This window comes from Listeria immobilis, from assembly GCF_014322765.1.
GTDB lineage: Bacteria > Bacillota > Bacilli > Lactobacillales > Listeriaceae > Listeria > Listeria immobilis.
On sequence record NZ_JAASTZ010000002.1, the window covers coordinates 46,386 to 71,913 of the forward strand.

At 36.0% G+C, this 25,528-nt stretch carries 24 protein-coding genes and 1 pseudogene; 12 read left to right on the forward strand and 13 right to left on the reverse strand.

The genetic code is table 11. The annotated features are described in order from the left end of the window. Window positions 1-74 precede the first annotated feature (74 nt). From HCJ50_RS01535 to HCJ50_RS01560, 6 genes are all read left to right on the forward strand, one after another. Entirely contained in the window at window positions 75-1,214 is a 1,140-nt protein-coding gene (locus tag HCJ50_RS01535; protein WP_185346848.1) for an ArgE/DapE family deacylase, read from the forward strand. 158 nt (window positions 1,215-1,372) lie between these two features. Beyond that, window positions 1,373-3,160, forward strand: a complete 1,788-nt coding sequence (locus HCJ50_RS01540) for a leucine-rich repeat domain-containing protein (RefSeq protein WP_185346846.1) — start codon at window positions 1,373-1,375, stop codon at window positions 3,158-3,160. A 121-nt stretch (window positions 3,161-3,281) separates the two neighbouring features. Then, window positions 3,282-3,698 (forward strand): MarR family winged helix-turn-helix transcriptional regulator, encoded by a 417-nt coding sequence (locus HCJ50_RS01545; protein ID WP_003718368.1) that lies wholly within the window; start codon window positions 3,282-3,284, stop codon window positions 3,696-3,698. 6 nt (window positions 3,699-3,704) lie between these two features. Further along, window positions 3,705-4,664, forward strand: a complete 960-nt coding sequence (locus tag HCJ50_RS01550) for a ring-cleaving dioxygenase (protein ID WP_185346844.1) — start codon at window positions 3,705-3,707, stop codon at window positions 4,662-4,664. Window positions 4,665-4,735: 71 nt separating this feature from the next. Beyond that, window positions 4,736-5,371, forward strand: a complete 636-nt coding sequence (locus tag HCJ50_RS01555) for a histidine phosphatase family protein (protein WP_185346842.1) — start codon at window positions 4,736-4,738, stop codon at window positions 5,369-5,371. Window positions 5,372-5,455: 84 nt separating this feature from the next. Continuing rightward, window positions 5,456-7,345 (forward strand): ABC transporter permease subunit, encoded by a 1,890-nt coding sequence (locus HCJ50_RS01560; RefSeq protein WP_185395454.1) that lies wholly within the window; start codon window positions 5,456-5,458, stop codon window positions 7,343-7,345. Window positions 7,346-7,392: 47 nt separating this feature from the next. Here HCJ50_RS01560 and HCJ50_RS01565 read toward each other — a convergent pair whose 3' ends face one another. After that, a complete protein-coding gene (locus HCJ50_RS01565; RefSeq protein ID WP_185346838.1) occupies window positions 7,393-8,484 on the reverse strand; it encodes a leucine-rich repeat domain-containing protein in 1,092 nt (363 codons plus the stop codon). 353 nt (window positions 8,485-8,837) lie between these two features. Further along, window positions 8,838-10,274, reverse strand: coding sequence for a glycoside hydrolase family 1 protein (locus HCJ50_RS01570; RefSeq protein WP_185346836.1), 1,437 nt, complete (start codon window positions 10,272-10,274; stop codon window positions 8,838-8,840). 305 nt (window positions 10,275-10,579) lie between these two features. On the opposite strand from HCJ50_RS01570, the gene HCJ50_RS16060 reads away from it, so the two are divergent. Next, window positions 10,580-10,639, forward strand: coding sequence for a hypothetical protein (locus HCJ50_RS16060; protein ID WP_232048003.1), 60 nt, complete (start codon window positions 10,580-10,582; stop codon window positions 10,637-10,639). Window positions 10,640-10,818: 179 nt separating this feature from the next. Here the strand turns inward: HCJ50_RS16060 and yidA are convergent, their stop codons facing one another. Continuing rightward, window positions 10,819-11,631: a sugar-phosphatase gene (yidA, locus tag HCJ50_RS01575; protein WP_185346835.1), complete on the reverse strand. Its 813-nt coding sequence runs from the start codon at window positions 11,629-11,631 to the stop codon at window positions 10,819-10,821. A gap of 135 nt (window positions 11,632-11,766) precedes the next feature. Between yidA and HCJ50_RS01580 the strand changes: the two genes are divergently transcribed. Beyond that, window positions 11,767-12,267 carry a GNAT family N-acetyltransferase gene (locus HCJ50_RS01580; protein WP_185346833.1) on the forward strand — a complete coding sequence of 167 codons (501 nt, stop codon included), beginning with the start codon at window positions 11,767-11,769 and terminating at the stop codon, window positions 12,265-12,267. A 263-nt stretch (window positions 12,268-12,530) separates the two neighbouring features. After that, window positions 12,531-12,737 (forward strand): hypothetical protein, encoded by a 207-nt coding sequence (locus HCJ50_RS01585; RefSeq protein WP_185346830.1) that lies wholly within the window; start codon window positions 12,531-12,533, stop codon window positions 12,735-12,737. A 553-nt stretch (window positions 12,738-13,290) separates the two neighbouring features. On the opposite strand, the gene HCJ50_RS01590 is transcribed toward HCJ50_RS01585, so the two are convergent. From HCJ50_RS01590 to HCJ50_RS01615, 6 genes and pseudogenes are all read right to left on the reverse strand, one after another. Continuing rightward, window positions 13,291-13,680 (reverse strand): hypothetical protein, encoded by a 390-nt coding sequence (locus HCJ50_RS01590; protein ID WP_185346828.1) that lies wholly within the window; start codon window positions 13,678-13,680, stop codon window positions 13,291-13,293. Window positions 13,681-13,710: 30 nt separating this feature from the next. Beyond that, window positions 13,711-14,223 carry a CdiA family toxin C-terminal domain-containing protein gene (locus HCJ50_RS15970; RefSeq protein ID WP_311769587.1) on the reverse strand — a complete coding sequence of 171 codons (513 nt, stop codon included), beginning with the start codon at window positions 14,221-14,223 and terminating at the stop codon, window positions 13,711-13,713. 51 nt (window positions 14,224-14,274) lie between these two features. After that, window positions 14,275-15,228 (reverse strand): annotated as a pseudogene (locus HCJ50_RS15975) (T7SS effector LXG polymorphic toxin); the annotation flags it as partial. Between the two features lie 417 nt (window positions 15,229-15,645). Then, window positions 15,646-16,308, reverse strand: coding sequence for a cyclic nucleotide-binding domain-containing protein (locus HCJ50_RS01605; protein WP_185346826.1), 663 nt, complete (start codon window positions 16,306-16,308; stop codon window positions 15,646-15,648). 132 nt (window positions 16,309-16,440) lie between these two features. Then, window positions 16,441-16,833: a ComEC/Rec2 family competence protein gene (locus tag HCJ50_RS01610; protein WP_185346824.1), complete on the reverse strand. Its 393-nt coding sequence runs from the start codon at window positions 16,831-16,833 to the stop codon at window positions 16,441-16,443. Between the two features lie 18 nt (window positions 16,834-16,851). Continuing rightward, a complete protein-coding gene (locus HCJ50_RS01615; protein ID WP_185346822.1) occupies window positions 16,852-17,670 on the reverse strand; it encodes an HAD family hydrolase in 819 nt (272 codons plus the stop codon). A gap of 133 nt (window positions 17,671-17,803) precedes the next feature. Here HCJ50_RS01615 and HCJ50_RS01620 point away from each other — a divergent pair, with 133 nt between their 5' ends. Beyond that, on the forward strand, window positions 17,804-18,775 hold the full coding sequence (locus HCJ50_RS01620; protein WP_185346820.1) for a Gfo/Idh/MocA family protein: 972 nt from the start codon (window positions 17,804-17,806) through the stop codon (window positions 18,773-18,775). Between the two features lie 43 nt (window positions 18,776-18,818). Here the strand turns inward: HCJ50_RS01620 and HCJ50_RS01625 are convergent, their stop codons facing one another. Next, window positions 18,819-19,919 carry an ABC transporter ATP-binding protein gene (locus tag HCJ50_RS01625; RefSeq protein ID WP_185346818.1) on the reverse strand — a complete coding sequence of 367 codons (1,101 nt, stop codon included), beginning with the start codon at window positions 19,917-19,919 and terminating at the stop codon, window positions 18,819-18,821. A 290-nt stretch (window positions 19,920-20,209) separates the two neighbouring features. Between HCJ50_RS01625 and nrdD the strand changes: the two genes are divergently transcribed. Continuing rightward, window positions 20,210-22,360, forward strand: a complete 2,151-nt coding sequence (gene nrdD / locus HCJ50_RS01630; RefSeq protein ID WP_185346816.1) for an anaerobic ribonucleoside-triphosphate reductase — start codon at window positions 20,210-20,212, stop codon at window positions 22,358-22,360. Next, on the forward strand, window positions 22,353-22,904 hold the full coding sequence (gene nrdG, locus HCJ50_RS01635) for an anaerobic ribonucleoside-triphosphate reductase activating protein (protein WP_185346814.1): 552 nt from the start codon (window positions 22,353-22,355) through the stop codon (window positions 22,902-22,904). The genes nrdD and nrdG overlap by 8 nt, the downstream gene beginning before the upstream one ends. A gap of 69 nt (window positions 22,905-22,973) precedes the next feature. Here the strand turns inward: nrdG and HCJ50_RS01640 are convergent, their stop codons facing one another. From HCJ50_RS01640 to HCJ50_RS01650, 3 genes are all read right to left on the reverse strand, one after another. Then, window positions 22,974-23,753, reverse strand: coding sequence for a carbon-nitrogen family hydrolase (locus tag HCJ50_RS01640; protein ID WP_185346812.1), 780 nt, complete (start codon window positions 23,751-23,753; stop codon window positions 22,974-22,976). A gap of 96 nt (window positions 23,754-23,849) precedes the next feature. Further along, complete coding sequence (locus HCJ50_RS01645; protein ID WP_185346810.1) at window positions 23,850-24,512, reverse strand: methionine ABC transporter permease; 663 nt, start codon at window positions 24,510-24,512, stop codon at window positions 23,850-23,852. After that, window positions 24,509-25,525 carry a methionine ABC transporter ATP-binding protein gene (locus tag HCJ50_RS01650; protein ID WP_185346808.1) on the reverse strand — a complete coding sequence of 339 codons (1,017 nt, stop codon included), beginning with the start codon at window positions 25,523-25,525 and terminating at the stop codon, window positions 24,509-24,511. The genes HCJ50_RS01645 and HCJ50_RS01650 overlap by 4 nt, the downstream gene beginning before the upstream one ends. Between the last annotated feature and the right edge of the window lie 3 nt (window positions 25,526-25,528).

Below are 25,528 nucleotides of genomic sequence, written 5' to 3' on the forward strand. Positions count from 1 at the left end.
CGATCTTTGCTCTGTTTATTTAAAGAAAAAAAAGGGAAGACTTAGAGTGAATACTAAAGAAGGAAGGCGAAGAAATGGAACGACAACAAAAGCTACAAATTTTAAAAGACATCATCAATATTAACTCAACAAATGGGCATGAAGAGCAGGTAGCAAATTATTTGCAAAAATTGTTAGCGGAGTGCAATATTCAATCTGAGAAAGTTCAATATGACACAGACCGCGCAAGCCTTGTGAGTGAAGTGGGTGCAAGCGGAGGTCGAGTGTTAGCCTTTTCTGGACATATGGATGTTGTTGATGCGGGAGATACTTCTAAATGGACTTTCCCACCTTTTGAAGCAACTGAATCGGAAGGGAAAATCTATGGTCGAGGTTCTACCGATATGAAAGCCGGTCTAGCTGCGATGGTCATTGCAATGATTGAACTTCACGAAGAAAAAACAAAATTAAACGGGAAAATTAAATTATTGGCAACTGTTGGAGAAGAGGTCGGGGAATTAGGCGCAAGACAACTTACACAAGAAGGCTATGCGGATGATTTAGATGGAATGATTATTGGTGAACCAAGTGGACATCAAATTGTCTATGCACACAAAGGTTCCATTAATTATACCGTTAAATCTACCGGTAAAAATGCGCATAGTTCTACACCAGAACTAGGTGTAAATGCGATTGACAACTTATTATTATTTTATAATGAGGTGGAGAAATTTGCGAAATCTGTTGATGTAACAAATGACATTTTAGGTGGTTTCATTCACAATGTTACAGTGATTGATGGCGGAAATCAAGTGAATAGTATCCCAGAAAAAGCTCAGTTACAAGGGAATATTCGTTCCATTCCAGAAATGGATAATGAAACAGTGAAACAAGTACTAGTGAAGATTGTCAATGAGCTAAATAAACAAGAAAATGTGAAACTAGAATTAATTTTCGATTATGATAAACAACCTGTATTTAGCGATAAAAATTCAAGCCTTGTAAATGTTGCTAAAAGTGTAGCGAAAGATATTATTAAAGAAGATATCCCCTTACTCGGTCTTTCGGGAACAACCGATGCAGCAGAATTCACCAAAGCTAAAAAAGCATTCCCAGTGATTATTTTTGGTCCGGGAAACGAAACCCCTCACCAAGTAAATGAAAATGTTTCGATTGACAATTATTTAGAGATGGTAGATGTATACAAACGAATTGCAGTTGAGTTTTTAGGATAACATAGAAAAAACAGTCACTTTTATAAGATGGCTGTTTTTTTGTCATAAAAAATGGCGCATTTCGTAGTTGAAAGTCTGTTTTTAGTACTTGTAAGAGGAAGCTATATGGTATGATGTATTTAATTTATAACAGGAAATGAATAAGGAGCGATAAATTAATGAAATTAAAAATACTGTTAGTTCGTATTGCATTGACTTTAGTAGTGATGATGACGGTCAGCATTTGGATGGGAACCAGTCCAGGAATAGAAGTTCAAGCAGAAAGCATCACACAGCCAACACCAATTAAAGATATATTTCCAGATCCGAATTTTGCTGAGCGAATAAGGGAAGGTTTTGGAAAAGCTAGCGTAGATGATGTTGTCTCACAAACAGAACTTAATCAAATCTATAATTTAGATAGTCCAAGTAGGGATATCCAATCAATTGAAGGAATACAATACTTGAATAATTTAGATAGACTTAATTTAAAGGGAAATAACATAAGCGATATAAGTCAGCTTAGTGGAGTAACAAGTCTAACTCATATAGGGCTTGTTGGAAATAATATAAGCAATCTAAGTCCTCTCGCTAATTTGACTAATTTAGAGTATTTAGGTTTAGATGACAATAATATAAGTGATATAAGTAGCTTGGCTGGTTTATCTAAATTATCCTATCTGTCGCTAAATGATAATAACTTAGACAATTTGAGTGATGTAAGTGGCTTAATTAACTTGAAGGAACTGAGAGCAGGAGGCAATAGTATCAGTGATTTGACCCCTTTATCTAATTTAATCAATATGGTGAGTTTATATTTGGCAGATAATAATATCAGTGATTTAAGTCCGTTAGCAAAATTAACCAAAATAAATTATCTGAATTTATATACTAATAATATCAGCAATATAAGTGTCGTAGCAAACTTTACTAATATATGGGGGCTGTACTTGGGTGATAATAATATAACCGACATAACAGTTTTGACTAATTTAACAGGGTTAGGAGAATTGCATTTGGCAGATAATGATATTGGTGATATAAGTAATCTTGCTAATTTAACTAACCTCACTGAATTACAATTAGATAATACCAATATAAGCGATTTAAATCCGTTATCTAATTTAACCAACCTAGAATACTTGTATTTGGGAAATAACCGAATAAGTGATATTAAAAGTTTGCAACCATTAAGTAATTTATTGTTTTTGGATTTGGATAATAATCAAATAAGCGATATTAGCATTTTGCCAGATTCGCCACCCCACATATGGTATTTTAAGTTGCAAGTGCGGAACCAACAAATAGTTAATAGTCCAATAAATTTTCAAACGGAGCTAGCTATTCCAAATAATGTTTTCGATGATTCGGGGAAGGTAGTGTCCCCAGCGACGATAAGTGATAATGGGAGATATACGAGTCCGGATATTACCTGGAATCTACCTGACTTTAAAAGCGAAGTGAGCTATACATTTAATAAAGAAGGAAATAATATAACTTTCAGTGGAACGGTGAAACAACCTCTTATTGGAGAATACAATGTTATTTTTGATGTAGATGGTGTAGAAAAGCAAGATAAGGCAATCGTTGGTACATTATTAACTGAACCAACACCACCAACGAAACAAGGTTACACATTTACTGGATGGTATGATGCGAAAACGAATGGCAACAAGTGGGATTTTGCTACAGATAAAATGCCGGCAAAAGATATAACTTTATATGCGCAGTTTAGTAAAGAGTCCAGTCCAGATAATGGTGGTGGGGGTTCCACACCGGATACAGATGGAAATATAAATGGAAAGGAAAAAAATCCTACCAACGACAATACGAAAACTATAAAGATTAAAAGTAACAAGAATAGCGAATTGCCAACAACAGGAGATAGTGGCAATAACCAACCTATTTTTATAGGATTTATTCTTTTGGGGCTTGGCGTATTTGGTTTACGGAAAGCACAACTTTAAATTAAGAGTAATCAGCATTTACAGTAAAGTAGATGCTGTTTTTTTATGTGTGATAGAGTATTATTCTTGCAATTTATAAGGTTTAGCACTAAACTGATTGTATCAAGAGGAGGGGATGAGCATGGTTAAAAAAGAAGAACGACTAGGGGTTTTACTTTGGTTTCGATTTAGTCGGTTTTATAATCGAAATATGAAGTTGACCAATCAGAATTTACGGGATGCCGGAATTTCGACAGCACAATTCGACTGTATTGCGCAGATAGGGCTGGACAGTGAGATTACACAACAACAACTAGCAGAAAAATTAGTTGTGACAAAAGGAAATGTAACTCAACTCCTCACAAAATTAGAAGAACTGGACTACATCACACGAACAAAAGCGGGACGAGAAAAGCACATCACTTTGACAGAAAAAGGAAAAAAATGTTACATGGAAAATGTTCCTAAACAAGAAGCTTTTCAGCAATCGCAATTCGATAAGTTATCTAGAAAAGAACAAAAGGTATTACTTCAACTTTTAAAAAAATTAGGAGAGTGATTTTTTATGAAATTAGCAGGAATTCATCACGTGTCTGTTTTCACAGCAAATGCACGCGCAAATTTTGATTTTTATACAAAAATAATGGGGCTACGATTAGTAAAAAAATCTGTTAATCAAGATGATCCATACACTTATCACTTATACTACGGGGATGAAGTTGGTTCAAAAGGGACAGCGCTAACCTTTTTCGAAGTACCAAACATGGCTAAAAATAAGCCATCACGTAATGCTATTTCTGGCCTTAGCCTGCGTGTTCCAAACGATGAAGCGCTTGGATATTGGGATAAACATCTCAATGAACACCAAATTTTTCATAGTAAACCAATGGATCAATTTGGTCGAAAAATTATTCGCTTGAAAGATAGCGATGGCTTACCAATTAATTTGATTTCTGATGAGACGAGTACGCAGCTTACAGAAGTTTCTTATTGGGAAGGTAGCCCTGTTCCAGCTGAATATGCAATTCGCGGTCTGGGGCCAGTTCGCTTCTCTATTTTCAAAAAAGAAAAAACGGATCAACTTTTAACGAAGGTATTAGGCTTTGAACGAGTTGGCGCCTATGAAGATGATGATAAATTAGTCACCGTATTTAAAACTGGTGCTGTGGGGCTTGGCGGGGAAGTGCATGTCGAATCACGCCCAGATTTAGAACAGGGAAATCTTGGTGCTGGCGGGATTCATCATGTAGCATTCCGTGTGCCAACAGATGGCGATTTAATTGGCTGGACAGAAATGATTCAAGACCTTGGTTATAAAAATTCAGGCTACGTGGACCGTTTTTATTTCCACTCGCTTTATTTCCGTGAAAGTAATGGTATTTTAATTGAACTTGCGACAGACGGCCCTGGTTTCCAAACCGATTTCACGAAAGAAAGCGGAACTTATGTTGATTTACCACCGCACTTAGAAAATCGTCGCGCGGATATTTTGACACATTTACAACCATTAGATACGGAAAAATGACAAAGTAAGCCTTGAAAATATACCCATTCATGATACAATTTTAGGAGAATGTATAATTAGGAGGCAGAAATTTGGCAGAAGGTTTACGAACAATTTATTTTGTAAGACATGGCAAAACAGAATGGAATATGACTGGACAAATGCAAGGGTGGGGCGATTCACCGCTTGTTGCTGAAGGAATAGACGGAGCAAAAGCAGTCGGTGAAGTTTTAAAAGATACGCAGCTTGATGCTGTTTATACGAGCACAAGTAAACGTACAAAAGACACTGCCGCTTATATTTTAGCAGACAGAGATATTGAAATACGAGAACTAGAAGAGCTAAAAGAAATGCACTTTGGAACTTGGGAAGGCGTTACTGTGACTGAAATCGACGAAAAATATCCAGAGGAACGTGCCAAAAGCCTTCACAGTCCAGAAACATATAAAGCTGAAGTAAATGGCGGAGAAACATATTATGAACTTGCTGAAAGGTTACAGCAAGGTGTAGAGAAAATCATCGCAGAAACTCCAATTGGCAATATTTTAGTCGTATCTCACGGCATGTCACTTACGTTGCTATTGTATTTGCTACAAGGTGGAACTGTTGAAGACCATCGCAAAGAAGCGCCGCGGATTTTAAACACCAGTATTAGTATTGTAGAGTATGAAAATGGGGAATTTACACTAAAAAAATTAAATGAAATTGATCATTTGAATTTAAAATAAATAGTATCTTGGACATGTCTTAGATGGGGATGTGTCCTTGATTTTTTAAAACATAAGATAACTAAAAAGGGAGAAATAATACATATGAAAAAAGTTGTCAAAATTTTTCTACATTATTTTTTAGGAATTATCGGGATTATTCTAATTAGCTGTGTGCCAGCAATTTTTAGTAAGGTTACATCTTGGTCATCTGGGACCTATCTGGAAGCATTAAAGTCGATTTTCACGACTATAATACATCCAACCACCTGGGAGATAACCTATCAAGGGAGTGCAGAAGTTTTCCATGTCTCATTATATGATTTTATCAGTGGACCCTACGCATACACGATGAAAATTATTATTGCTAGCTTACTGGTTTCTCTAGTGATTGCTTATCTTTTAGTAATATTGACTTTTCGCGGTCCAAAATGGTTACGCCAAGGATTAGCTGGCTTTTCGGCACTTCTTCAAGCATTTCCTGATTTTTCTTTTATTTTTCTTATTCAAATGTTGGTCGTATACATATATCAACAAACTGGGATATTTACATTGAATTTTTATAGCTTAAACGGGGAGCAAATCTATGCAGCGCCGATTGTATGCTTATCGATTATCCCTACCGTACTATTTTACAAAATGATGATGCTATTAATGAAAGATGAGTGGTGTTCTGACTATATCGAATTAGCGCGTGGAAAAGGGTTAACGAATACCACCATTTTACTCCGACATGCAACTCCAAATATGGCACAAAGTCTGTTTTATCAATCCAAAACGATTATTTGGTTTATTTTAAGCGCCTATTTAATTGTTGAATTTTTGTTTGGGATTGAAGGCGTGTTGTACTATCTTTTAGCAGGTTTTAATCCAGTAAATACTTTCTTAATATTAGCCTTAATTTTCACGCCATTTTACTTCTTTTATGCACTAGTTGATCTGTGGGTTAGTCGCGGGACAACACTTGCTGGCGAAACAATCATGCGAATTCCGTTGCACTGGAACAGCTTCCAAAAAACTGCAGGGGAAAAAGTAAACCTTAAAAACAGATGGCGAAAATCAGCCTTAACGATTCAGAAGTGCCTAAAACGGCCATCATTCAGCATTCCGCTGGTCACACTCACCATTATGCTAATGATAAGCCTGATTTATGGTTTGATGGGAGACACAATCCATTCGCTGAAATTCATTAGTGATTCCTCAGGTCGAGTTACTGGAATGGCGCCATTTAAACCTAATTCGGAGGTTTGGTTAGGAACGGATGGTGCAGGGAATTCTATTTTGGATCAATTATTAGTGGGTGTGAAGTATACGCTAATTATTACGGTTCTTATCGCCACATTACGCATCGCTATTGGTTATCTATTAGCAATACCTCTAGCGTTTTTTAGCAAACCAAAAACAAGAAGCTTTGTTCAAAGTGTGGCTGATGGGATGCATTATTTGCCGTTGTCACTCTTGGTGTTTATAGTTATGGTGAATGAGTATATTAGCTTTTCTGGTATGTTTGAAACAAGTTTATTTACAAGAATTGCTTTTCAAGTGTTCATTATGGTTGTCATCGTTCTGCCAATTACGACCAATCGAATTAGTAGTGAAATATCCCAAGTGTTGAAAAAAGAATTTGTTTTAAACTCACTTGTCTTTGGGGGCAATGCTAGATGGATTTTAACAAAACATATTAATCCGCAAATTTGGTCTAAGTTAATTTTGATTTGGTTAGAACAATTGGTTCAAGTGTTGCAAATGTTCGTCCACTTGGCAATTTTTGGGATTTTTATCGGTGGAGCAATTAAAGGAGCAGATGATGGAATACTTAATCCAGTTATTCCAGAACTATCTGGCTTAATCGCAAACGCCAAATTTGTTTTCGCTAACCATCAATTTTGGATTATTTTACCGCCGTTATTATTATTCATGGTACTGATTCTATGCTTCCAAATGATTGCGAGTTCGTTACTTAAAATGGAAGAAGACAATAAACAAGGATATTAAAAAAGGTCAAGTTCCTGCTAAACACAGGAGCTTGACCTTTTCGCTTGCTAGTTTGGTGTGACAGTTTGGTAGACAGTCACTGTTACAGATGGGAATTCTGGATAAACATTATTTAAAAAGTAAGCGGAATTATCCCCCGTATCTTTCCAAGTAAGGATGTCATTTTCGTAGCTGCCGGGTGTGTACCAAACCCAGTCATTTAAGGTAACGCCTTTATTGTCTTTAATCACTATGTCGGTAGACTCACCAAATGTAACTGATGGAAGATAAATATTTTGACCGGTTGCTTCAAAACTCGTTAATAATTGGCCTTCCAGAGAACTAAAATCACTAATTTGATTTTCATCAATATATACCGAACGAAGCGTTGGGATATTGCTAAGTGGAGTAATGTCAGTGATTTGATTGAAATTCGCATCGAAATCTACTAATGTTTTATTATTTCTAAAAGCTTCGATGGATGTGATTTGATTACTTTCACCGTAAAAAAGTTGCAGCTGATTCAAATTTGAAATTACACTAATATCAGCTATGTGATTATTTGAAACGGATAAATTAGTTAGGTATTGCGCATCTTTTAATGCAGATATATCACTGAGCTGATTACTACTAAGATTTAATATTTTTAAGTTCGTTAAATTTTCAAAAGAAGGTAATGAAGTAATTTGGTTAGCGCCTATTTCTAAATTTTTTAACTGTGGAAGATTCATTAAGGGTGTAATATCAGTTATTTTATTCGAGTTAAGTGAAAGAAATTCTAATTGTGTTAAGTTAGCGAGACTATCCAAGGTGCTAATATTATTTTGGCTTAAGTCTAATGTGTTTAAGTTGTGTAAATACTCCATTCCGGTTAGGTCTTCTACCTCAAAAGCAACATAAACCATCGCAGTAATAGTATCTAATTGTTCTTGAGTTACAATCGTGTTTTCTGAAACGCCTAATTTTTGAGCAACTTTAAATGCAAGTGCATCATCTGGAAAAATCTCATCAACCGTTGCTGGGGGGCTTACTTGTAAAGTATTCACTTGAGCGCTTGCGATATTACTTGATGTAGCTGCTTTAACTTCTGTTTGATCTCCTAATGGGCTAAAACTAATTAAAGCAGTACATGCAATTGTTGTTAATACAAACTTCTTCATTTCATCAATCTCCTCTCTGTTTCTTAAAGGAGCATAACATTGAAAAAGCACTAAAAAAGAAAAAATCTCATATATGAACAATAAAATATTATTTAAAAACCCCTATAAAAATGAGTAGTCATTTTTATAGGGGCTTTCATTTATTAATATCTGTATCTAATTCTCATTCATACCAAGTAAGTCTATACGTTCATCGTTGCCAAAATAAACATGGATCTATCATCAACTAAAATTGCTCCATAAGCTGTTCAAAATTCATCTTTACTGAATACAACATTTTTATATTTAGTGCTTTTAATTTTGTTGTTTTGACGAGGATTATTTGGAGTTTTTCTCGGTGCGTAGTCGTACGATTATAACTCTTCCCCGTTTGTTTCGATTACTTTTTTATACCAATAGTAGCTTTTTTTCGGGATACGAGTCATTGGTGCATCGTCTTCCACGTCACGATCAACATAAACAAAACCGTAACGTTTTTGATAGCCGTTTAACCAGCTTAGAAGGTCCGTGAAGCTCCAAGTGCAATATCCTAACATATCAACCCCATCACTGATTGCATCGCGAATAGCGGTAGCATGAGCGCTTAGGTAATCGATACGGTAATCATCGTTTACTTCACCGTCAACTAATTTATCAAATTCACCTAAACCATTTTCAGTGATTAAAATTGGTAGGGCATAGCGGCTGTTAATCCGACGAAGCGCAATTTGTAAGCCTTTCGGATCGATAGTCCAGTCCCAATTAGTCGTTTTTACAAATGGATTGACTACTTTTTTGTAAACACCAGGTACGCCAGTTTCTTTTGTGCTACCTTTTTTACCAGTGAAGTTCATTTCGTTGTTTTGACCAACCCCGTCAAGTGGATTGTAAGCAACTGTTGCGGATTGGTAATAGTTTACTCCCATAAAATCTGGTTTTGCAGATGCAAGTAATTCCATATCGCCAGCTTCAATAACAGGGGCGATATCATTTTCTTCTAAATATTTCCAAACCGCTTTTGGATAGCGACCAAATGCGTACATATCCATCCAGAAGTAGCTATTTAATTCTTCTGCATCATCTGCTGCTTGAACATTTTTAGGGTCAGTATCGATTGGATAATGAGGTGTGTAAGCGAAACTTGGTCCAATTTTTCCATCAGGAACGATTTCATGGAAAGCTTTAATAACACTTGCATTAGCTAAGTTAGCAATATGGTTTACTGCGTACATTCTTTTTGGATCGTTTACTTTTGGTGGATGAAGTGCTTGACCATAACCCATACCAACAAAAATATTTTGTTCATTTAAGGAAATCCAATATTTTACACGATCACCGTAACGTTTGAAAAGTGTTGTTGAATAGTTTGTGAAATCTTCAATAACTTGACGAGATTCCCAACCGCCATATTCATCAAATAGCGCCTGCGGAATATCCCAGTGATAAAGCGTTACAAGTGGTTCAATATCATATTTAAGCAATTCATTAATTAAGTTATCATAGAATTGTAAACCAGCTTCGTTTATTTCTCCTTTACCATTTGGGAAAATACGAGTCCAAGCGATGGAAAAACGGTAAGCTTTTAGTCCAGCTTCCGCCATTAGTTTTACGTCTTCTTTATAACGGTGATAATGATCTACTGCTACATCACCATTGGTACCTTTAAAAGTGGTTCCAGGAATGCGGACATACTCATCCCACACAGATTTACCTTTGCCATCAGCGTCCCAGGCACCTTCAATTTGATAAGCTGCAGATGCAGAACCCCATAAGAAATCTTTCGGGAATGGTGAACGTTTTTGATGTTCCATAAAAAATAACCTCCATTTAAAACGATTTTTAATAAAAAACTCTACTAATATATTTTAAAGTATATTCTTTTAAAAAGATAGTTAAAAAGTGCGGATTTGATAAGGAAAATGTGTTTAGACTCCAGAAAAAGCGAATTTCTAAATGCACTTTTTCTACGGATTCCTACATGTTATAATAATTAGGTAAACAAGTTTATGGTGGTGTGCCAGCCTTCTTCATCAGAAAGTAGGTGGTGCTTATGTTATTTTTTTTTGCGTTGCCTGGAAAGGATAAACGTGTGACTGTTTTCGAGAGTCTTACGCTTATGATTGCTTTTGCAGTCTTAATCGTAACAATCATGAACAGTAAAAATGACAAAAAATAAAATCCACCTATAAGCTTGACGGCTAGGTGGATTTTAAAGAATCTAATAAGGCTGTCACCATCTTAAATGGTGTTTGCACTGTAAGGGAGTCATGTTGACGCATGGCTCTCTTTTCATGTTTTATAATAACATATTTAGGCGCTGTTAACAATAAATCCAATTAAGATAAAGTATTAAATTTATTTATCAAGCACAAATTTTTGGATGGCTTTGGCAACACCACTATCATTGTTAGAGGCAGTTGTATAATCAGCTAATTCCTTAATATGTTCAGGTGCATTGCCCATTGCGATTCCAAGCCCAGCGAATTCAAGCATCGTTACATCATTTTCTTGGTCGCCGATGCAGATAACTTCACTTTGCTTTATACCAAGTTTTTCAGAAAGTTCTCGTACCGCATTCCCTTTACTTGCATCACGATTAAGAATTTCTAAGTAAAACGGTGTGCTCCGTACTAAATGGTATTTTTCTTTAAACGATGCTGGTATTTTCGCGATACCAGCTTCTAAAAGTGGAGCTTCTTCAATAAACATTGCTTTAGACATAATAAAATCATCAGGTACATTTTCGATTTCTTTAAAAATAAGTTGGCTGCCAGTAAGATATGTTTCAACAATCGTATATTTACCAATTTCTCGGTTAGGCGTATAAAGGGCGTTACTATCAAAGAAATGCATGTGTAAGTTACTATCTTGACTCACTTGATAAATTTCTTCTAAGTCTTCTTTGCCAAGGGTTAAGTGAGAAATAACCTCTTTTGTAAAAGTATCTTGAACAAATGCGCCGTTAAAACTAATAACATAGTCGCCTTCTTCACGCAGTTCAAGGTCAGTTAAGTAATTCTCTACGCCAACAAGTGGACGACCTGTACAAAGCACGACTTTTACACCTTTTTGTTTGGCGTGACGAATCGCGTCTTTTACTTCGGTCGTTACCTTATGATCGTCTGTTAGTAATGTTCCATCAATATCAATCGCAATTAATTTATACAATTTCATAGCTCCTTTTCCATTATAAACTCATTCTAGTATAGCATAAATTCAAGTGGATTTCTGGCTATCTATTGAAACAACAAGGAATTTATGGCATGATGGATTTGGAAACTTGATACAGAAAAGAGTGGAATAATGAAACGTAATTATCACGTGAAGTTCTTAACCGAAAAAGATGTTGCCCTTGCAGAAGCTGTTTGTGGTGCCTCGGAAGATTATTATTTAATAGAACAAGATAAACCAGCATCCAAAAGTGATGCACTAAAAATCATTACAGAAATTCCAAAAGGAAAGACACGCTTTGATAAATTTATTCTTGCTGTGTTGGATGAAAATAAACAGCCAATTGGTTTGGTGGATATTGTATCTGATTATCCAAGAAAAGGTCGTTGGTTTGTAGGGTTGCTATTATTAACTCCAGCAGCTCGTGGGAATGGTCTTGGAAAAGTACTTCATCAAACGATAAAAGAATGGGCGAGTGACGGCGGGGCTGATTCGCTTGCGCTAGGAGTTCTTGCTGAAAATAAGCAGGCAAGTGGCTTTTTTGAACATTTAGGCTACACAAAAGAAGAAACAAAAACAGCAACATATGGTGAAAAAGAACATCAAGTGGCTATTTATACATTAGATATTTAGTTAGAAAAGGAGACTGCATTTAGGTAATATTTAATAAGGAAGTAAATATACTTATTGAGAGTGACATCAAATAAATAGGATAATGTATAAAAGCATTAAGTGATGGATTTTTATCCTGAGCTTAATGCTTTTTTTATTATAAATGGGATGTTAGACTCTGATTTTATTCTTGATTGTATTGATAGTCCTTCTAAGCTTGCAATCAAAGTAAGACAATGGAGTTGATAGATGTATACTTAAATTTTAGGGTTGGAGTGATGAGTATGATACGCAAAATTATAATTAACAATTTAGCGACGTACAAAACACCTGTGGAAATTATTCCTAAAAAACTTTATTTTATTTGTGGAAACAATGGTAGTCTTTCCACTGCCATTGCTAACTTTTTAGGAGGATATGTAATTTTAACAGATTCTTCAATAGAAAAATCCGCAAAAAAGACAGAGATTCTATGCTATAAAAAATTTTAGCGATCTTTCTGATGTTCCAGGAGTATTTACATTAGGTGAAGATTTAAAAATAAAACAAGGGGAACTAGCACAAATAATAACTATTATTTAAGTTGATTTTGCAGTATTTATTATAGATATATCGTAATAACAATACATTTGCTTATTAATAAGTAACTCTCATTAAGCGATATTTTACCTTCCTAGAAGATACATTTTTCAGTATTTAAAATCATTAATAATTCCTAAATTATTATCTGATAAAACCTGTAATATAAATGCCTCAAAATCATTAAATATACTTTTTGCATCAATCAATTTTTGATACACAAAAAACGGTATCAGTGGTTGGCTCACTAGTACCGTATCAATAGTCTCCAATTTAGCTGATTGTGTTGTGCTTCAAATTAACATTCGAAAAGACTAGAAAAGTCCTTTGAGTTTTTGCACAATAAATACATCTAGCTTTGGTTAGCTTTTGGCAACTTGATTAGTGAGTTTACGCTTACTAGTCAAGGTTCTATTTTCTCGATGCTAAGTGAGGAAGTAAAGTGTCTTTTTTAATTTATAAAAACTATATTTCCAAACTGCTCTTAACTTGTTTTAATAGTTCTATTAATTCACCTTCTCCTGAATTTTTTTCTATCTCAATTTTTACATTTTCTTCTAAATAGTTAAAAAAAGTTTTAAAATCTAAATACGCTATTTGGTCTATTTCGACAGCTGGAGAGCCTAATTCAACTAAAACATGTTTATCATCTAGCGGTTTAGGTAATTGAGCCATATCGTAGTCGTCTAAGTCATTTTTAAAAGAAACAAAAACTATTTCTTGCCCATATCCTTCTTTATTTGCAAAACATTTTAATGCTATTTTCAAATATTTACCATTAATGAAGTTGAAATAGGTAGATACTATTCTATCAATATCAGTTTTATTGCCAGCAATTTGATAACCTTTACTCATTTGTTTTCCTCCTAAATCATTATAGTTCAATTAATCAAGAATAGGGAAAAAGTTTGTTATTTCACCAGTTTCATTCAAGTACCCTCTGAATTTCAAACCATTCGATGCTGTTCCTTCAACAAGTCTTCCGTTAATTCCCCCATTTTGCATTGCTTCTTGTCCCCACTGATATAGTTTCTCATCACTAATTTTAGCAGGATCATAAATTGTTTTTGGTTCCTTAATATTTTTATACGACACTGGTTCTGCGACCTTGCCCGCCATATCTTTTCTAGGTATTTTATATTCTACTTCATAAATACCATCAATAGTTGGGTGTGGTTTTTTTGAAATAATCAAGTCTTCTGGTTTAAACCCTTGATTCTTCAATGCATTATTGAATTCATCCATATTATGACCACCAATAACACCTTTTTTAGTATTAATCTCCTCTACATTTTTCAAATGATTCCTTGAATTACTTCCAAATTTAAAATTATTAGCTCCACTGGCTTTCTTCGTACTTTTTTCTGCTTCTTTCACCTTGTCTGCTTTTTTATGAATCTTATTTGCGTCTTCTATGCCTTCGTAAACAAATTTAAACCCTTTGGCCCCATATTTTCCTATTTTAATAGGTGGAATGATAAATAACAAGGATAGTCCTCGTTCGCCCCATGATAGCTTGTCTCCGGTTATCGGGTCTTCTCCTGTCACCACTCTAGCACCGTCTCCTATTGGTGTAAAGAGGTCGGCTATTTCTTTTATTGCTTTCACTGGGTCAAAGTCGTTTGCTTCAGCTTTCATTGCTTCTGCTTGGGCTAGCATTTTTCCTAATCCACCATCTTTTCCTGCCCATTTATCATGTTTTACGGTGAATTGAATATCGTCTTGGGTCAGTGTACGGCCATCTTTGGACCACGCCCATATGTATGTTCCCTTTCCTACGTCTATTCGTGTGTAGGTTCGTCCTGTCGTGTCTGGTTCTTCTTGTGCTTCTTTTTTCTGTTGAAAAGCTCGAATGGTATTGGCCCATGCTAGTTTATCCTGGCTCGGCACTACAAAGGTACCCGATGTTGGATTCCATGCGGTCTTTGTTTGGGCTAGCCCTTGATCAATCGCCTGTTTCAAATGAGCGATTTCGGAAAAAATACGGGGCGAACTTGCGTGAAAGGCGATTAATTTTTGAAGTTTTTCTTCTAGTTCTTGTTTGCTTGTTTGATACGCTTCCAATAGGGCATGATTAAGTTGTAGCTGGATTTGCTGATCTGTTTCAGATAATGGGGATTGCCTCACTTGGTTCTCTAGGTCATTCGCTTGGTGGATGAGTTCATTGACTCGGCGTATTTGTTCTTCCAGTTCGGACTGTTTGAGATCTCCACTGTCTACTTCACTTTGGTACCGTTCTGGGAATTTTTTGACGGCTGCTTCGGTCGCTTCTGTTAATAAAATTCCTCCCTGAACTAAGGGGTAAAGCACGGTGCTATAATAAGCTTTGGCCGAGTCGTATGCTTTTCCTTTTAAGAAAGGCTCGAGGGGTGAACTGACTAATCGCTTGTTGGAGTGCTTCATAGCCTTCTAAATGTTGCTGGCAAACTTGGCTTGTACTCGTTGCTTGGGCTTTGGATTTGGATACGTACATATCGATACTCATGGTTTTTCCTCCCGTTCCATGTGTCCGCATCCTCTCTTCTTTTGTTAGGAGTCCATTCTCCTGTTCTTATTATATCATTCATAAATGGGAACACTAGGAAAAACATGGAGCAAGACGCCTAAAAACATTTATGATTGACGTATTTTTTGCATAAAAAAAGACCTAACAGTGACGTTAGGGGCTCAAAGTAAATGAGAAATTGCTACTAATTTAGTGTAAGCTTCCAGGAATCGCCAATTAGGTAATAGAAAATCTCACCAGCACTGTCATTGTAGTCAATTCCCAAACATTTTTCTACAATCTGAGGAGACCGCATTTATAGCAGTCTCCTTTTTTTAACGTGTTCGATCGTTTTTAGCACACAAAGCAATCATATTAATTTGCCATTTTGCGTCTACTTTAGTGATAATACCCAAAGCGTTTAACTCTTTTAATTGTGAATAGAAAAAAGCTTTAGAAAGTGTACAGTAGTTTTTGATAAGAGTAGTTGTAATGGACTTAGGTAAAGTGGCTACTCCGTCGATTATATCTATATTTAATAGGTTAACAATCGTTTCAAATGCAAAGGCAAGCTGATTTTTTTTATTTTGGTATTGTAAAAGTGATTTGTAATACGCATGCATGGCAATTGTTTTCATGATTGTGTACTGAAAGCTAAAATTTTCCGGGAAAAGTGAAAGGGCAAATTCAATATCTTTTTTCTGATAAATTACTATCTCGCATTCAGTTAATGTTTGGCATAATAAAGTAAATGGGCGATTGTCAAAAATAGTATAGTAACCCATAAAAAAATTATCATTAAAAATAGAATAGATTTGATTTTTTTCATAATCAATATATCCTGCTATAATTCCAATTTTAAGCAGGTATAGACAATCTTTATTTTCCAATGCTAAATCATTCAATATGGTATTCGCCGGAACTGTTATTTGAGTGGATTCAAGTTTGTATTGCTCCATCATGTGGATAAATTCCTCATGGTTAAATGGAAAAGTCATTTTTTCCGTCTCCTTTAAAATTAGTAATTAAAATAATAGTATAGCACTGTTTTAATAAATGGAATTACTAAAAATAGACTTTAAAAATGGTAGTATCTTTCCAAAACAGCTTAATTTAAAATTAAAGTGTGACTATTTTCCGACTTTATAAGAGGAGCCATTTCCGGTTACAACAATGGTTTTGTTTTTATTGGTTTGGTAGATTTTCGCCTTTGCCTTTGTTAAGGTTCTAACCGTTTGTGAGTTTGGATGATCATATCCATTTTTTTCAACACTAATGATTGCGTATTTAGGTTTTACAACATTAACAAAAGTAGCGCTAGTGGCGTTTTTGGAGCCTTGTGTACTAACTTTTAATATATCTTCACCATTTGGAGCTTTAATATAAATAGCGTCCCCTTGACCTACATCGATGAAGTGCACTTTAATACTTGGTGCGGCAGCCTCTGCTTGCATGGAGCTAGGAATAGATATTCCAGTCACTAAAGCAAAAACAAGCAAAATGTTAACAATTCCTTTTTTCATCCATCTCTCTCTATTCTTTTAAATAAACTCTTTTAAAAACTTATAAACCCCATCTGCTTCGTTGGTGTCTGTAATGTTGTTTGCTGCGGCTTTAACGTTGTCGCTTGCGTTTTCCATTGCAACTCCGATACCGGCATATTCTAGCATACCGATGTCGTTTTCTCCGTCTCCAAAAGTGATGATTCTTTCACGTGGAATGTTGTAATGTTTTCCGAGTGCTTCAACAGCCGTTTTCTTATCAGAATTAGCAGGTAAGATTTCTAAATTATTATGATGAGAAGAAAGAACGCGAATCCCAGTTGCTCCGTTCAAGGCAGTTCGAACAGCAGTTAAACGAGAGGCATCTTCTTCGGCAACCACAATGGCATTTAAAAAATGATGTAAATGTTCGTCAAAGGCTCCAGAATCATTAATCGAAACTAGTGAAAAGCGATTATGACCAGTATCTAGTCGACTTTTGTCAGCAAGATTTTGGAAAAAAGCAGGTGGCTCCTTTGTATAAAATAATGCATTGGTAGAAAAGAAAAATAATGGCAAATCAAAATCACGCATAATATGATAGGTTTCGCGAATGGCATTTTCTTCTAAAGTTGTTTTAAGAAGTGGTTCATCTTGAATCGCGGCATAGGAACCATTAGAAGCAATAACGTGACCGGAATTGCTCACTTGTAAGCCAACTTCACGTGCGGAACGATACATCCGGCCAGTGGAAATGGAAAAAATATGACCGTCATTTTCTAAAGTTTGAATTAAATCACGTGTTTTTTCTGATACGGTTTGATCCGAGTGCAACAAGGTACCATCAATATCGGAACAAATTAAATATTTTTTAGTCAAATATAATCATCCTTTTTAGTTAATACCATAAGTATACCATGTACGAACGGGAATAGTTATTATGATACAATAGAATTATACATAATTTTTAACATTAAATTTGTTTGAAAATATAAATGTAAGGGGTTTTATAATGAATAAACTTAATTGGGCAATTCTTGGACCGGGTTCGATTGCGCACCAATTTGCCGAGGGAATGAAAGGCTTAGATCGTGAAATTTATGCAGTAGGGGCTAGAAATTTGGAGAAGGGTCAAGCATTTGCCGAACAATATGATATTAAAAATGTATACGATGACTTTGATAAAATGCTTGCTGATCCAGTGGTAGATGTGGTTTATATTGCAACGCCGCACTCCAATCACTATGAATATATTATGAAAAGCTTGCAAAATGGTAAGCATGTGCTAGCAGAAAAAGCAATTACAGTGAGCAGTGCCGAATTGGATGAAATAAGTGCGCTTGCAAAAGAAAAAGGCTTAATTGTCAAAGAAGCGATGACGATTTTCCACATGCCACTTTATAAAAAATTACGAGAAGTGGTTGATTCGGGCGAAATTGGCAAATTAAAACTTATCCAAGTTGCATTCGGAAGCGCAAAAGAAAAAGACGCAAGCAACCGTTTTTACAATATGGATTTAGCGGGTGGAGCGCTGCTTGATATTGGTACATACGCGTTAAGCTTTGCGCGCTATTTCTTAACGGAAGCTCCAAATGAGATATTAACAACGATGAAAAAATTCGAAACGGGTGTGGATGAGCAATCTGGCATTTTGCTTAAGAATAAGGAAGAAGAGCTTGCAGTCGTGTCGCTATCTTTCCGTGCAAAAGTGCCAAAACGTGGAATTGTTGCTTGTGAAGAAGGGTTTATTACTGTCGACGAATACCCGCGTGCAAGCCGAGCAACTGTGACTAACACGACTACAGGAAAAGTAGAAGAAATTGTTGCTGGTGATACGGATAAAGCGTTAGAATACGAAATTACAGCGATGGAAGAAAGCATCTCTACAGGAGAAAATGAAACATCCGAGTTAACGAATGATGTTATCGCGATTATGACGGATGTTAGAACCAAGTGGGGTATTAAGTTTCCATTTGAAAAATAAGAAAAGCCAGCCGTCAAAATTCGGCTGGCTTTTCATAAGTATTTTAGTCTGTTAAATTATCTTCTGTTTCTGGATCAAAGAAGTGAGATTTAGACATTTCAAATGCAAGTGTAAGTACTTCATTTGGTTGGTGTTCAGAGCGAGCATCAACACGAGCAACAAATTCATGTGTACCAACACGGCTATGGAGCATAAATTCAGCACCAGTTAATTCAGCTACAATAGTAGTTGCTTTGAAAGTATAACCTGGGTTTGCTTCAATCACAATTGGTTCATCATGGATGTCTTCAGGACGAATACCGAAAACGATTTCTTTACCGTCGAATCCTCTATCTTTAAGAAGTTTCAATTTACCTTCTGGAACAGCGATTGTGAAATCATCACCGATAAAGTTAGAACCTTCTAAACGACCTTTGAAGAAGTTCATTGCTGGGCTACCAATAAAGCCGGCTACGAACATATTCACTGGATGATCGTAAACTTGTTTTGGTGAACCAACTTGTTGGATAACACCATCTTTCATAATAACGATACGAGTAGCCATTGTCATAGCTTCTGTTTGGTCATGGGTAACGTAAATCATTGTAGTATCTAATTGTTGGTGTAGTTTTGTAATTTCCGCACGCATTTGGACACGTAGTTTTGCATCCAAGTTGGAAAGTGGTTCATCCATTAAGAATACTTTGGCATCACGAACGATTGCACGTCCTAAAGCAACACGTTGACGTTGACCACCGGAAAGTGCGCTTGGTTTACGTTTTAAGTACTCTGTTAGACCAAGAATGTTTGCTGCATGTTCTACACGTTCTTTAATAGCATCTTTTGGCATTTTACGTAATTTTAAGCCGAAAGCCATGTTATCATATACAGTCATATGTGGGTAAAGTGCATAGTTTTGGAATACCATTGCGATGTCGCGGTCTTTTGGTGCAACGTTATTCATTACTTTGCCATCAATGGATAATTCCCCTTTAGAAATTTCTTCTAGTCCAGCAATCATACGTAAAGTAGTAGATTTACCACAACCAGATGGACCAACGAAAACGATAAACTCTTTGTCGTCGATTTCTAAATTAAAATCAGATACAGCTGTTACTTTGTTATCATATATTTTATAAATATGTTCTAGTGATAATTGTGCCAACTAACTTCGCCTCTTTCTATTTTTTAACTTGTGTCTATTGTATATGAAAACGCTTTACAAAAACTATGGCAACCTGCACAAAGAAAATTTTCATCCATTGGGCAACTTGCTTAATTACCAAAAAACGAAAACGATGTAAAGTGACAAAAGACCTTTTATGTGAAGAAAATTTCATGTTATTTAATTCTTTAGTCCCAATTATAAAAAAACCTCAGATATCATTATAAAAAAACTTCATCTTGTGTTATATTATTAAAGCAGGCACAATATATAGTTAGTGAGGGATTATCATGTACGTGGAACAACTTAATGAACAAATGGTAATAAAAAGGGATGGCCGTAAAGCAAGTTTTGACTTAATTAAAATTCGTAATGCGATAGAAGCATCTATGAAGGCAATTAATTTAGAAGATGAAACTTTTTTAGAAGAGGTTTTGCTTGAGGTTGTAAGTGAATTACCTAACAAGGCAGATATGACCATTGATGAAATCCAGAATAGCGTTGAAAATACTTTAATGAAATCAACGTATCCAGATGTTGCGAGGGCTTACATAGAATATCGTCACGACCGCGATCATGAGCGCGAGAACATCACAGACATGCACAAAAGTGTAGAAAAATTACTACAAAAAGACAAAACAGTCGTCAATGAAAATGCCAACAAAGATGCAACTGTATTTAACACCCAGCGAGATTTGACAGCAGGAGCCGTAGCCAAAAGTTATGCATTAAAATATATGCTGCCAAAACATGTATCCAATGCCCATTTAAAGGGAGAAATTCATTTTCATGATTTAGATTATAGTCCATATCATGCAATGACAAATTGTTGCTTAATTGATATTGAAGGTATGCTATCAAAAGGTTTTACAATTGGAAATGCTAATGTAGAAAGTCCGAAATCCATCCAAACAGCGACAGCACAAATTGCACAAATCATTGCAAATGTAGCTAGTTCGCAGTATGGTGGTTGTTCTGTAGATAGAATTGATGAAGTATTATCTGTTTATGCCCGCTTGAATTTTGAAAAGCATAAGAAAGACGCAGTAGAATGGGTAGTTCCGGAAAAACAAAAAGGATATGCAGAAGAAAAAACTCGTAAAGATATTTATGATGCGATGCAAAGTTTGGAATATGAAATTAATACATTATACACAAGTAATGGTCAAACGCCATTTGTGACTTTAGGTTTTGGGCTTGGTAAAGATTGGTTTGCACGAGAAATTCAAAAAGCAATCCTAAAAGTTCGAATTGGTGGTGTTGGGAAAGATAAACATACAGCTATTTTTCCTAAATTAGTATTTTCGATTCGACGTGGTACTAATTTAAATGCTGCTGACCCTAATTATGATATTAAACAATTAGCGCTAGAATGCTCTTCTAAGCGGATGTATCCGGATGTACTTAATTATGATTCGCTCGTTCGTTTAACCGGCGATTTTAAAGTACCAATGGGTTGTCGTTCATTCCTACCTGCGTGGACTAACGAGAACGGGGAACATGTAAATGCTGGTAGAAATAACCTTGGTGTTGTAACGCTAAACATTCCACGTATTGCTATCCAAAGTGGTGGAGATAAAGAGCGTTTCTGGGAAATTTTCCATGAACGGATGAAAACAGTCAAAGATGCACTTCTTTTCCGTTTAAACCGTGTACGTCAAGCTCGTCCAGAAAATGCGCCAATTTTATATAAGTATGGTGCTTTCGGTAAACGACTACAAGATGGGGAAAATGTTGATCAACTTTTCAATAAAGAGCGCTCGACAATTTCCATTGGCTATATCGGATTGTATGAAGCGGCGACTGTGTTTTATGGTGGCGAATGGGAAGGGGATACAGCTGCAAAAGATTTTACACTAGATATTCTTAAAGAGTTAAAAGCTTATGCAGATAACTGGAAAGATGAATATGGCTATTGGTTTAGTGTCTATTCTACCCCGAGTGAAAGTTTAACAGATCGTTTCAATCGCTTAGATAAAGAAAAATACGGCGTAATCAAAGACATCACAGATAAAGACTACTACCAAAATTCATTCCACTATGATGTACGCAAAAAAATTACACCATTTGAAAAAATTGATTTTGAAAAAGACTATCCAGAATATTGCTCAGGCGGATTTATTCATTACTGTGAGTATCCAAAAATGGTTCATAATACGAAAGCACTTGAAGCAGTGTGGGATTATTCTTATGATCGCGTAGCTTACCTTGGTACTAATACGCCAATTGATAAATGCTATGAATGTGACTTTGAAGGAGAATTTGTACCAACTGAAGAAGGTTTTAAATGTCCGAGTTGCGGCAATACGGATCCTGAAAAAGCGGATGTTGTAAAACGCACATGTGGCTATTTAGGCAACCCGATGAAACGCCCAATGGTACATGGACGTCATGTGGAAATTAGTAATCGTGTAAAACATATGGAGAATTTAGGTGAATAATCCAAAACCGTGTGAATGGAAGTCGACTGAATTATCCAGAGGGTATATAGCTGACTATAAAGCATTCAATTTTGTTGATGGGGAGGGCGTACGGTGTAGTTTGTACGTATCCGGATGTCCTTTTCACTGCGAAGGTTGCTACAATAAAGCTGCGCAATCATTTAAGTATGGTAAGCCTTATACAAAAGAATTAGAAGATGTTATTTTAAAAGATATTGGGCATGAGAGTGTTCAAGGATTGACACTTCTTGGTGGGGAACCATTTTTAAATACGGCCACTTGCTTATCTGTTGTGAAGCGAATCCGTGAGACTTATGGCGAAACGAAAGATATCTGGTCATGGACAGGTTATACTTGGGATGAAATGATGCAAGAAACGCCTGATAAACTAGAGTTGCTTTCGTTAATAGATGTGCTTGTCGACGGACGATTCGAACAAAAATTATTCGATCCAAACTTAGCTTTCCGAGGTTCTAGCAATCAACGAATTATTGATGTGCAAAAATCACTTAATCAAAATGAAGTAGTGCTTTATCAGCTATAAAAATAAGCAGAAATCATTGTATACAGTCATTTTAAAATGGTGTATATCTGATTTCTGCTTATTTATCGTTTAATATAACTCAGGGCGTCTGTCTGTGAAAACAGGAATAGTTCCTCTTGTTTCTCCAACTAAACTTAAATCAATTTCGGCATAAATATTACCTTCGTCTTCACCGCCATGCGCAACAATATTTCCAAGAGGGTCAATAACGAGCGAATGACCATTGAAGTGATTGTTAGGATCTTCTCCAACCCGATTTACCGCAACTATAAAGGCTTGATTTTCAATTGCGCGGGCGATTAAAAGCTGTTCCCATTGAGTAATTCGTTCGACAGGCCACTGAGCAGAAATAAATAAAACCTCAGAGCCTTCAGAAGTATGTTTGCGAATCCATTCCGGAAAACGAATATCGTAACATATAAAACCAGCGCAAGATACCCCATTTAATCTAAATAAGTTTGTGTCATTCCCAGCCTCTAAATATAAATGTTCGTTCATAAGTTGAAATAAATGAACTTTCTTATAGGAAGAAAGCAGGTCACCGTATTTATCAAACGCATACATAGTATTGGAAAATTTACTTCCTTCTGAGATGGCAACGGAGCCGCCGATAATGGCGATTTGATGTTTTTCGGATAGATTAGACAAAAATTCTTTCGTACGATCTCCGTTTAAATCAGCAATGCCCCCTAATTCATTTAAAGCATACCCTGTGTTCCACATCTCTGGTAAAACAGCGATATCAGCTCCCTTTTTTGCAGCTTCCACAATCGCTTTTTCTATCCGTGCATAGTTTGCATCTGGATACTTAAACGTTACATCCGTTTGACATAATGCCAACTTCCACATGTTCTTCGCTCCCTTTTTTCCCTTTTCTTTTAAAAATAACATAAGCTTGGTGATTGGTCTATTTTCGACCACCATCACCAAGCTCTAGGTATGGATTTAATCCTTTTTTAAACGTCTAGCTAAGAAATTACCAAACGATTGTAGTGATTGAACCATAATGATTAAAATAATAATCGTTGTGAACATAACAGCAGCTTCATAGCGTTGGAAACCATATTGGTAAGCAATTGTTCCAAGACCACCAGCACCAACAAGTCCTGCCATCGCTGTAGCCCCGATAAGTCCAATTGTAGCGATAGTTAGCCCAAGTACAATACCCGAGCGAGCCTCACGAATAATAACGCTCCAAATGATTTTTGGTGTAGAAATGCCCATTGCTTGATAAGCTTCGATAACCCCTTTATCTACTTCAAGCAGTGCGGACTCCATTAAACGTGCAATATAAGGAGCTGTGAAGACAACAAGTGGCAAAATAACCCCTTGAATACCAATCGTCGTCCCAACAACTGCACGCGTTACGGGAATCATCAAGAATAATAAAATAATAAACGGTAAAGAGCGTAAAATATTAATAATCCAGTTTAAAATACTATAAACAACAAGATTTTCAGTTTGACCGCCTTTACGTGTTAAAATCAAAAATACACCAAGCGGAAGGCCAATAGCTAAGGCAATAACAAGCGTAATGCCTGTCATTATTAACGTTTCTAGAAAACCTTGCCAAAGAATCGGGCCCCATTCTTCAATAAATGAACTCATAGCAACTCGACCTCCTCAACAACAACGCCAGATTCCTTTAAATAAGCAATTGCTTTATTATATTCTATTTCGTCTCCTTTTAAATGAACGAGCAGTTTTCCGAGTGTGCCGTTTTTCAAATGATCAATTCCTCCAGCTAAAATACTAGGAAGAACATCAAATTTACGCGAAACAAGTGCAAGTGCAGGTTCATCCGCTTCAGCCCCAATAAAGTGGAGGGATACAAGTTTTCCGGTAGCAATATATTTTTCTAGTAAATCTTGAGGAATATCAAAACTTGCCTCAGAGCCAACAAAACGTTTGGTTGTTGCATGTTTTGCTTTAGTGAAAATATCTAGGACAGTTCCTTGTTCCACTAAATGACCGTTTTCCATAACAGCAACACGATCACAAATGCGTTGAATGACATCAAGTTCATGAGTAATTAAGAAAATCGTGATGCCTAGTTCAGCGTTAATTTTAAGTAATAGTTGTAAAATTGCTTCGGTTGTTTCTGGATCAAGAGCGCTTGTTGCCTCGTCACTTAGTAAAATTTCTGGCTCATGCGCAAGTGCTCTTGCAATCGCCACACGTTGTTTTTGACCGCCAGAGAGCTGACTTGGAAAATTATTTCGTTTATCTTCTAAGCCAACAATCGATAAATATTTGTCTACACGTGTCTTAATTTCTTCTTTTGGTACTCCTTCAAGTTGGAGTGGTTTCGCAATGTTTTCATAAACGGTGGCAGTCTTAAGTAAGTTATAACCTTGGAAAATCATCCCAATTTTACGACGCGCTATCCGTAAATCTTTACTTGAAAGGGTAGATAAATTCTTACCGTCAATCAAAATTTGTCCTTCATCTGGACGTTCAAGTAAGTTAATACAACGAACGAGCGTACTTTTTCCAGCACCACTATAACCAACAACGCCAAAAATTTCTCCTTTTTCGACTTGAATAGATACATTTTTAACGGCTTTTACTGTTTTCCCATTAACGTTAAATGTTTTTGATACTTGATGTAATTCAATCAAAAT

Bases quoted from the DNA above. Each gene is read 5' to 3' on its own strand.
- HCJ50_RS01535 (WP_185346848.1), top strand. From the start codon at position 75: ATGGAACGACAACAAAAGCTACAAATTTTAAAAGACATCATCAATATT.
- HCJ50_RS01540 (WP_185346846.1), top strand. From the start codon at position 1,373: ATGAAATTAAAAATACTGTTAGTTCGTATTGCATTGACTTTAGTAGTG.
- HCJ50_RS01545 (WP_003718368.1), top strand. From the start codon at position 3,282: ATGGTTAAAAAAGAAGAACGACTAGGGGTTTTACTTTGGTTTCGATTT.
- HCJ50_RS01550 (WP_185346844.1), top strand. From the start codon at position 3,705: ATGAAATTAGCAGGAATTCATCACGTGTCTGTTTTCACAGCAAATGCA.
- HCJ50_RS01560 (WP_185395454.1), top strand. From the start codon at position 5,456: ATGAAAAAAGTTGTCAAAATTTTTCTACATTATTTTTTAGGAATTATC.
- HCJ50_RS01565 (WP_185346838.1), bottom strand. From the start codon at position 8,484: ATGAAGAAGTTTGTATTAACAACAATTGCATGTACTGCTTTAATTAGT.
- HCJ50_RS01570 (WP_185346836.1), bottom strand. From the start codon at position 10,274: ATGGAACATCAAAAACGTTCACCATTCCCGAAAGATTTCTTATGGGGT.
- HCJ50_RS01580 (WP_185346833.1), top strand. From the start codon at position 11,767: ATGAAACGTAATTATCACGTGAAGTTCTTAACCGAAAAAGATGTTGCC.
- HCJ50_RS01585 (WP_185346830.1), top strand. From the start codon at position 12,531: ATGATACGCAAAATTATAATTAACAATTTAGCGACGTACAAAACACCT.
- HCJ50_RS01590 (WP_185346828.1), bottom strand. From the start codon at position 13,680: ATGAGTAAAGGTTATCAAATTGCTGGCAATAAAACTGATATTGATAGA.
- HCJ50_RS01605 (WP_185346826.1), bottom strand. From the start codon at position 16,308: ATGACTTTTCCATTTAACCATGAGGAATTTATCCACATGATGGAGCAA.
- HCJ50_RS01610 (WP_185346824.1), bottom strand. From the start codon at position 16,833: ATGAAAAAAGGAATTGTTAACATTTTGCTTGTTTTTGCTTTAGTGACT.
- HCJ50_RS01620 (WP_185346820.1), top strand. From the start codon at position 17,804: ATGAATAAACTTAATTGGGCAATTCTTGGACCGGGTTCGATTGCGCAC.
- nrdD (WP_185346816.1), top strand. From the start codon at position 20,210: ATGTACGTGGAACAACTTAATGAACAAATGGTAATAAAAAGGGATGGC.
- HCJ50_RS01640 (WP_185346812.1), bottom strand. From the start codon at position 23,753: ATGTGGAAGTTGGCATTATGTCAAACGGATGTAACGTTTAAGTATCCA.
- HCJ50_RS01645 (WP_185346810.1), bottom strand. From the start codon at position 24,512: ATGAGTTCATTTATTGAAGAATGGGGCCCGATTCTTTGGCAAGGTTTT.